Source organism: Nostoc sp. UHCC 0251 (assembly GCF_034932245.1).
Lineage (GTDB): Bacteria > Cyanobacteriota > Cyanobacteriia > Cyanobacteriales > Nostocaceae > Nostoc.
On the sequence record NZ_JAYGHD010000058.1, the window covers coordinates 13,034 to 22,042 of the forward strand.

Below are 9,009 nucleotides of genomic sequence, written 5' to 3' on the forward strand. Positions count from 1 at the left end.
GTTACGCCAACACCGGGAGTTACGCCAACACCGGGAGTTACGCCAACACCGGGAGCTACACCAACACCGGGAGCTACACCCTAGTCGCCACCAAAAACTTCTACCTCAAAACCTCTCAAGTCATTTGATTTGGCTCTTCTAAGGGTCTACCCTTGGGTATAGGTAGAATTGGACGGGGTTCATTGTAAGGCATAGGAATGTACTGGACGCTGGGTCGGCCTCCTTGTGCCTGTGGGTACAAATCCATGAGATTATAAATAGAATGGGGCAGTCCGACAGTTACGGGCAGCCCCATTTCTGCTGCTTCCTCTATAGTTATCGGATAATCGTGGGTGACGCGCCCGGTTGTCAAGGCTTCGATAATCGGCTCGATATTTTCTGGTAGAACTTTTTGTTTAGGTATACTGTCTTTAAGCAGAGTCCGTACAAAGCGCTGTACTTGCTGTATTGCTTTGCGTGAGAGATCGGCCATAATGAGAGTTTGGTCATCAATCTCACCAATGGGTTTATCTTCAACTACTTTTAGAATACTCGCTGCTGGGTAGTTACCCAATTGGGGATCAACTGGCCCTAAGACAGCATTAGCATCCATAATAATTTCATCAGAGGCAAGAGCAAGCATTGTACCGCCACTCATAGCGTAGTGGGGTACAAAGACTGTAACTTTTGCTTGGTGGCGAATTAATGCTCTGGCGATTTGTTCCGTAGCCAAAACCAAACCCCCAGGAGTGTGGAGAATTAAGTCAATCGGCACATCTGGGGGTGTGAGGCGAATTGCTCGCAATATTTGTTCTGAGTCTTCGATGGTAATGTAACGAGATAAGGGAATTCCCAGGAAGCTAATGGACTCTTGACGATGAATCAGCAAAATCACCCGACTTTTGCGTTCCTGCTGGAATTCTTGTAAAGCACGCAAGCGCCGATATTCTATTTGACGTTTTTGCCAAAGGGGTTGCAAAGAAGTCAGAAGGAGAAAAATCCAGAATAAATCACCAATACCAAAGCCCATATAATTAATTGCTCAAAAATAACGGTTGCCGTCATTATTGTGACAATTTTTGAGCGATCGCAGTTCTATCTGTAGGTTTAAAACTACAGAACCACACTAAGCAAAAATATTATGAATTACGAATTACGAATTACGAATTACGAATTATTTATGATGCCCGTCGCCAAATCTTGATAGTATCGTCATCACCACCGCTAACTAAGATTTGTCCATTGGGACTGAAGGCGACGCATCGAACATAACTGGAATGCCCTGTAAGTGTACTGATTTCTCTACCACTGTGTAAATGCCACAGTTTGATCGTGTTGTCCCAACTGCCACTAGCGAGAAATTGCCCATCCTGGCTAAAAGCAACTGACCAAACTGAATCAGAATGACCACTGAGAGTACGAATTTCTCTACCTGTATTTACATGCCATAGTTTAATTGTGTTGTCACCACTGCCACTGGCAATAATTTCCCCATCCTTACTAAAGGCAATACAGTTGACGAAGAAGGAATGGCCTAATAATGTGGAAATGTTTCTGCCTGTGTATACTTGCCATAATTTAATGGTGTAATCAGTACTGCCACTAGCCAAAAGCTGTCTATCCTTGCTATTCGTTGCAGCCGTTCTGGGACAGTAAGCAACTGACGAAACCGAGTCAGAATGACCTATGAGAGTTTGGGTTTCTATACCTGTGTGTACCTGCCACAGTTTAATTGTGCAATCAACACTACCACTAGCCAGAAATTTGCCATCTGGACTAAAGGCAACGGAATTCACCCAATTAGTATGACCAGTGAGAGTACGAATTTCTTTGCCTGTGTTTACATCCCACAATTTGATAGTGTTATCCCAACTACCGCTAGCTAAGATGTCCCCGTTCAAGTCTCCAACTCCCGCAGATTGGCCTGACTCCCCTTGATAAGAAAGCTTTGAGGAGATTGGGCTAAAGGCGACGGAATGAACCATACTCGAATGACCAGAAGACCAACGACCTAATTGACGCACTAGCTTGCCAGTTCCCAGTTGCCAAAGTTTAATAGTATGGTCATTACTGCCGCTAGCAATCAATTGCCCGTCTGAGCTAATGGCGATCGCATGAACCATACTAGAATGACCTTTGAGTGTCTGTAAACATTGCCAGTTCTGTTGATCTAATACAACAGGTGGAGGAGGTGTAGGAGGTGGAGGTGGTTTAGGGCTAGGCTTTATCAGTAAGGTAGATGATATTGGTGCTATGTTATCGCTAGCATCAGGGCCCAATAAATCCAACCACTCCTGCACAGACTGGGGACGATAGGTTGACTCCAAATCCATGCCGCACATAATAGCTTGATTTACCCTGTCGCTGATCTGAGGATTAAAATATTTTGGTGGTTCTAAATTAACATTGTGACGCCTATCATCTGCACTCGTCGGTATAACTGCGGTAAGCAAATTATACAAGGTAGCAGCTAAGGCATAAATATCAATGTATTCTCCTCGTGGCGCTTCTGATTCATACTGTTCAGGTGGGGCAAAACCAGGAGTGCGATACACTGTATGCCTTTGAATCATATTGGGAATAAATTCTCTAGCGATGCCAAAGTCTATCAGTACTGCTTCTGATTTATCAATGCGGATCATAATATTACGTGGTTTGAGATCCCGATGCAGCAGCCCTTTAGAGTGAATTAGTGTCAAAGCATCGCCAATTTGCCGGATGTACAGTAGCGCTTCTGCTTCTGATAGCACCCCCATGCGCCTCAGGTGCTGTCCTAAGTCTTCGCCTTCAATGTACTCCATTACCATGCAGGGCAAATTTCCCTCATCAAAGATTGTTTCAATCTGTACTATATGAGGATGATGACACACAGCCAGCCGAACTGCTTCATCACGGAAGTCTTGCCGTAACTTGTTTCGATGGAGTATCCAGGCGGGGTGATTCAAGATTTCTTCTTTGAGGGTTTTAATCACTCGCAGCTGATTACGTTGATTTCTGGCAAGATAAGTAATGCCAATTCCGCCTTCGCCTAGTTGGCTTTCAATAATGTAGCGTCCACCGAATAAAGACTTTCCTGCATTCCACACCATTAGTAATATTAGACAATTCCTGGTATTTATTTTGGCACGGTATTCAGTTCAGCCAACACGAATTTTTGGAAATTCAATTTTGTTTTGCTGATATAGTTTTTTAAGACTTAGTTACTTAAATAACATTTTCTTTCATGAACCTCAATAATTACTAATATAGAGTTGGGTATACCTTAAACGTTTTAGCTAAACTATACCTTTACACCAAAATTTTATTTGATTGCTCATGGTAGAGTAAACGATGACTTTAGCGATATTTGGTCATAATAATTTGACTTGTAGGTAATGTAAAATTATGCTAAAGAATCTGAATCTGAAACAAAAATTTACAATTCTGCTACTGGTAATTCTGACATTCGGTCTGAGCTTGAGTGGATTTGCTCTCTCTTCTCTGCTCAGAGAGAATGCTAAACAAGATATTAGCTCAACAGGTCTTATGCTCATGCAAACCATGAGTTCTGTTCGGAAATACACCACTACCCAAATAAATCCAGAGCTAGCTGATAAATTAGAAACTGAGTTTTTGCCCCAAAGTGTGCCTGCATACTCAGCACGAGAGGTATTTGAGATTTTACGGAAAGCACCAGGCTACCGTGAATTCTTTTATAAAGAAGCAACTCTCAATCCAACAAATCTTCGGGATAAGGCTGACGCTTTTGAGACGGAAATTGTAGAAAAGTTCAGAAATAAAACAGACCTTAAAGAACTCAGTGGATTTCGCTCAATTCCTGGTGGAGATATCTTTTATATTGCTCGTCCATTACCAGTTTCTGAACAAAGTTGTTTGGTCTGTCATAGTGTACCAGAAGCTGCACCTCAAAGTATGATAAATCTTTATGGTACAGCTAATGGATTTGGGTGGAAGCTGAATGAGATTATCGGTGCTCAGATTATTACAGTACCTGCGAATAACGTCATCAAAAAAGCTAATCAGTCTTCCTTACTAATTATCCTAATTGTATCGACTATTTTTATAGCAACCATCCTGTTAGTCAACCTTTTCTTGAACCGACAAGTTGTTATGCCTCTCAAACGCATGACTCGCATAGCCGAAGAAGTTAGTACCGGACATATGGAAGTTGAATTCGAGCAGATGTCTAATGATGAAATCGGTAACTTAGCTAAAGCCTTTAAACGGATGCAGTTAAGTTTAGAAATGGCAATGAAAAGGATCAAACGTACTCAGGGAGGTATAGGAGACTAGTAGCGCAAGGCGGAAGTCAAAAGTCAAAAGTCACCCATGTTTTAATTTTGGGCTTTCTGGCTGTAATAAAATGGCAGGTTTATTTCCGCCAGCCTGTACTAGATCAAGAATTAAAACTTTAAATTATCCCTAAATCATTTTTGATCTAAATATTTATGAGAATAATTTTTTTTTGAATTCAAAAGCTGCTTGAAAGTCAGGAATTTCCCTGGCTATGAGTTCAATAAATTGGTCAGGTGAAATATAAGGATTTTGAGCTAATATTTCTTCCATAACTATATTTGCCATTGGGCCGATGTGGTAAGCTAACTCTTGGTGACAATGTTTGATAAATGCTGGTTGTAGCGAAGGCTGTTGTTCTTTTATTCGCCCAACTTGGGTAATAGTCGGTGAAGTAGGTGAACTAAAAATTGTTTCTCCAGGTTGGTTGTATGATGACGATATTGCCGACATAGCCTGAAATTCAGGATTAAATACCGTGGCAGGCAAATCATCAAGCACGTTTGCAGGAGACATTACCACTTCTGGTTCTCCAATACGCTCTAAATTTATAAGGACTTCTTTAGCAGTTTGGTATCGCTTGTTAGGTCTATCTGCCAACATCTGATCGAGTACTTGAGCGAACCCATCAGTAACATAAGAATAATAACGCCAGTTCCATTCTAAGGAATATTGATCCATTAGTAATGATGGATCTCTACCTGTCAGTAGTACAATAGCTGTTACCCCCAAAGCATAAAGGTCACTACAGGGTGAACATAAACCCAAGCTAATCTGTTCGCGGGGAGCATATCCCACTTTGCCGACAAGGGACATTTTGCCAACAAAGGTAACCTGGTGGTTGGAACTTTTTCCTTCGTGGATGTCAGCAATCTGCTTGCCTACACCAAAATCAATCAGCACTGGCAGATCCTTGCCATCAGGTAACATGATGTTGTCAGGAGAAATATCTCGATGGATGATGTTGTGCTGGTGGACGTATTCCAAAACAGGCAAGAGATTTTTTAGCCACTGGATGACTTCCTCTTCAGAAAAGTTTCTTCCTTGACGTTGCAGTTCTCCCAGCAGCCTAGAATAGGTTTTACCGTCAACATACTCTTGTACTAGGAATAACCGACCATCTCCTTCAAAGCAAGCCAAAAACTTGGGAATTTGAGGATGTTGCAATTGATGAAGAATTTTTGCTTCTCTTTTAAATAGGTTACGATATTGTTCCAGTCCACTCTCCCCTGTGCCAATGGGGGCAAACTCCTTAAGAACACAAGCTTCATTAAACCGACGAGTGTCAAAGGCCAAGTAAGTTCGCCCCAATCCTCCCTGTCCCAGAAGTTTTTGGATAATATAGCGGTTATCGATTAGAGTTCCAGCAGCTATTTCTGGTTTTGTCATAGGGGACTGTGACATTTCATCGCACTCCTAGCGATTTTATTATTGAATCAATTATTTAGTTTGCTGAAAATCAGAAACTCTAGCAGATAAAGGCTTATAACATCTTTCAAATTGAGATTAGCATCACTATGAACACAAAGAAATACACTTTTCTATAATCTTCCGGCGGTCTTGTGTGACCCAATAGACAATTTTCACCTGAGTAGTTGTCTCATGCTACTCATACTTACGTATTTTAGCAGCCCGAAGATAATCAGTGTCTGCGGTAATCTCTGCAACTGCTCTGGGCATCGACTTTTGGATTCGCAGATGAACCATATCTTACCCCTAGTAACTCAATTGGCATAAAAACTGGGGTTGCTATAGACTTGCCAAAGAAATTATTATATGTATTTCAAGTGCTGAATATGCGATCGCTCTCAAAAGTTAATCTTTCTGGGAGCCAATCCTGTTATTCAATAGCTACTTCGGCATCGGCTATTAAAGCTATCGGTACAGGTGATTCTTTAACGCTATTCAGTAGTATTGATTTTCATCAAACTCTTGCCAAATGTGCTGTTCTATGATTTGTAAAAGTATAGATATCGAAACTGCCACTATCTAGTTCAAAGATAATGTAGTTGGGCACTTTTAAGATTGTGCTCGTAGAAAAACCATTAAAATCCCCTCCAAGTGTAGAAAAGGGAGGGGAATATGCTAAACGAAATAATTACAGGGATTGGGGACTGTTTTCGTAATACCTAGTCCTAGAGTATTTATAGGTTACTCATCTTCATCGGGTTCTAAATCGTCTGCTGTCAATTCCTGATGGGGGATGGCGGCGATAATCGCATCTATTACTTTAGATACTGGTAATATTTCAATATTCAAGTCGGGAAACTTTGTCCCTTTTGGCACGATCGCTCTTTTAAATCCCAATTTAGCAGCTTCTTTCAACCGCAGTTCCATTTGGGAAACTGATCGCACTTGCCCGCCTAAGCCAACTTCACCGATTAATACTGTACCGGGATCAACTATGCGATCGCGGAAACTAGCTACAATTGCGATCGCAATTCCTAAATCTACTGCTGGTTCTTCCACATTCAACCCACCCGCAGAAGCAACGTAAGAATCTAACTTGGACATAGGAATTCCCACTCGTTTTTCTAAGACGGCGAGAATTTGCACCAAGCGGTTGTAATCTACGCCAGTTCCAGCCCGCCGAGGTGAAGGGTAGCTGGTAGGACTCACCAAAGCTTGCAATTCCACAACTATCGGGCGAGTACCTTCGCAAGCAACGACAATGGCAGTACCAGGTGCAGGATCGTCACGGTTGCCTAAAAATAACTCTGAGGGGTTGGAGACTTCTCGCAATCCATCTGCCACCATTTCAAAGATGCCGATTTCGTGAGTTGCGCCGAAGCGGTTTTTGACTGTCCGTAATAGCCGATGGGAGGCAAAGCGATCGCCTTCAAAATACAATACCGTATCTACTAAATGTTCTAAAACTTTTGGCCCTGCGATCGCTCCTTCTTTGGTAACGTGTCCCACAATCAGCATGGTGACATCTTCGTGCTTCGCCACCTTCATCAGTGCGGCTGTACATTCCCGTACCTGAGCCACCGAACCTGGTGCAGAAGTCAATGCTGGAAAAAACACCGTTTGGATACTATCAATCACCGCCACGTTTGGCTTGAGAGAATCTATTTCTCGTAAAATTTCTTCTAAATCTGTTTCTGGCAGTACATATAAATCTGCACCTATGCTGTCAGGGTCTATCGGTAATGTAGGATCTACTACTACCGTTACCTTCTCTTCATTAACCACACCGAGAGTTTTTGATACTCCCAAACGAGAGGCTCGTAATTTTACCTGCTGTCCTGATTCTTCACCAGTTACGTAAAGTATGCGATATTTCTGTGCTAATTGATTTGATACTTGCAACAATAAAGTCGATTTACCAATACCCGGATCACCACCAATCAGCACCATAGAGCCAGGGACAACCCCACCTCCAAGCACCCGATCCAATTCTTCATAACCAGACTCCCAACGGGCAATTTGGCGATCGGTAATTTGGTCAAATGTTAAAGAGGCTCGCGCTTTAGCTGGTTTAGCGTGAGATTTGCCATTGCTTTGAGCCGATTGCCAACTACTTACTCCCCCCCGGCTGGGTACATCTACTGAAGATTGAATAGAAATTTGTTCTTCTAGAGAATTGTAAGTGCCACAAGCTGGACATTTACCAAACCACTGGGGCGATTCTGCTCCACATTCATTACACACAAAAAAGGTTTTTGCCTTTGCCATTCTTAAATCTTATTAAATATTCTTAATATTTACTTAATTCTTGAAAAAACTAAAATCCAATCATAGTAGTATTTAGAGCTTTTTCCAAATCAATTCATGGAATGATATCTTAATATTATGGTATTAAAAATTAATCATGTAAATTTTTAGTGAAGGAGCGTTGAGAAACTTGGAAAGTCATAAAGAAAAAATCTTGGTGGTAGACGACGAAGCCAGCATTCGCCGGATTTTGGAAACGCGCCTTTCCATGATTGGCTACGATGTAGTTACTGCTGGCGATGGGGAAGAAGCTTTAGATATTTTTCGTAAAACTGATCCTGACCTAGTAGTTTTGGATGTAATGATGCCAAAGCTAGACGGATATGGTGTATGTCAAGAATTACGAAAAGAATCAGATGTCCCCATTATTATGCTAACAGCCTTGGGGGATGTAGCCGATCGCATCACTGGGCTAGAATTGGGTGCTGATGACTATGTAGTTAAACCATTTTCCCCCAAAGAGCTAGAAGCTCGAATTCGCTCAGTGTTGCGGCGGGTAGACAAAACCGGTGGAACTGGCATTCCCAGTTCTGGCGTAATCCATGTCGCTAATATTAAAATCGATACGAATAAGCGGCAAGTCTACAAAGGCGATGAGCGGATTCGATTGACGGGTATGGAGTTCAGCTTGTTAGAGTTGTTAGTCAGTCGCTCTGGAGAAGCTTTTTCTCGTTCAGAAATTTTGCAGGAAGTTTGGGGTTACACACCAGAGCGCCATGTTGATACCCGCGTTGTGGATGTGCATATATCTCGTTTGCGGGCAAAGTTAGAAGATGATCCTAGCAACCCAGAATTGATTCTTACAGCACGAGGTACTGGTTATCTTTTCCAGCGAATTATTGAACCAGGGGAGGAGTGAGGGGATGAGGCAGGGGGGCAGGGAGCAGGGGGAGCAGGGGTAGCAGGGGGAGCAGGGGAAGCAGGGGAAGTAGGGGAGGCAGGGGGAGAAGAACTTTAATTATTGTCCAATGCCCAATGCCCAATGCCCAATGCCCAATGACTAATGACTAATGACTAATG

7 protein-coding genes are annotated in these 9,009 nt (G+C 42.3%); 3 read left to right on the forward strand and 4 right to left on the reverse strand.

Features of this window, described 5'->3' with window-relative positions:
• Nucleotides 1-115: 115 nt before the first annotated feature.
• Together VB740_RS09745 and VB740_RS09750 are read right to left on the reverse strand one after the other, a co-directional pair.
• On the reverse strand, nucleotides 116-1,009 hold the full coding sequence (locus tag VB740_RS09745) for an SDH family Clp fold serine proteinase (protein WP_323199828.1): 894 nt from the start codon (nucleotides 1,007-1,009) through the stop codon (nucleotides 116-118).
• A 148-nt stretch (nucleotides 1,010-1,157) separates the two neighbouring features.
• Entirely contained in the window at nucleotides 1,158-3,068 is a 1,911-nt protein-coding gene (locus VB740_RS09750; protein ID WP_323199829.1) for a serine/threonine-protein kinase, read from the reverse strand.
• A gap of 295 nt (nucleotides 3,069-3,363) precedes the next feature.
• On the opposite strand from VB740_RS09750, the gene VB740_RS09755 reads away from it, so the two are divergent.
• Nucleotides 3,364-4,272: a c-type heme family protein gene (locus tag VB740_RS09755; protein WP_323199830.1), complete on the forward strand. Its 909-nt coding sequence runs from the start codon at nucleotides 3,364-3,366 to the stop codon at nucleotides 4,270-4,272.
• Nucleotides 4,273-4,425: 153 nt separating this feature from the next.
• Here VB740_RS09755 and VB740_RS09760 read toward each other — a convergent pair whose 3' ends face one another.
• A complete protein-coding gene (locus VB740_RS09760; protein WP_323199831.1) occupies nucleotides 4,426-5,676 on the reverse strand; it encodes a serine/threonine-protein kinase in 1,251 nt (416 codons plus the stop codon).
• Between the two features lie 353 nt (nucleotides 5,677-6,029).
• Here VB740_RS09760 and VB740_RS09765 point away from each other — a divergent pair, with 353 nt between their 5' ends.
• The gene (locus VB740_RS09765; RefSeq protein WP_323199832.1) at nucleotides 6,030-6,227 is read left to right on the forward strand and encodes a hypothetical protein; all 198 of its coding nucleotides are present in this window, start codon (nucleotides 6,030-6,032) and stop codon (nucleotides 6,225-6,227) included.
• A gap of 196 nt (nucleotides 6,228-6,423) precedes the next feature.
• Here the strand turns inward: VB740_RS09765 and radA are convergent, their stop codons facing one another.
• Nucleotides 6,424-7,950 (reverse strand): DNA repair protein RadA, encoded by a 1,527-nt coding sequence (gene radA / locus VB740_RS09770; RefSeq protein ID WP_323199833.1) that lies wholly within the window; start codon nucleotides 7,948-7,950, stop codon nucleotides 6,424-6,426.
• A 169-nt stretch (nucleotides 7,951-8,119) separates the two neighbouring features.
• Here radA and rpaB point away from each other — a divergent pair, with 169 nt between their 5' ends.
• Nucleotides 8,120-8,848, forward strand: a complete 729-nt coding sequence (gene rpaB / locus VB740_RS09775) for a response regulator transcription factor RpaB (protein WP_323199834.1) — start codon at nucleotides 8,120-8,122, stop codon at nucleotides 8,846-8,848.
• Nucleotides 8,849-9,009 lie beyond the last annotated feature (161 nt).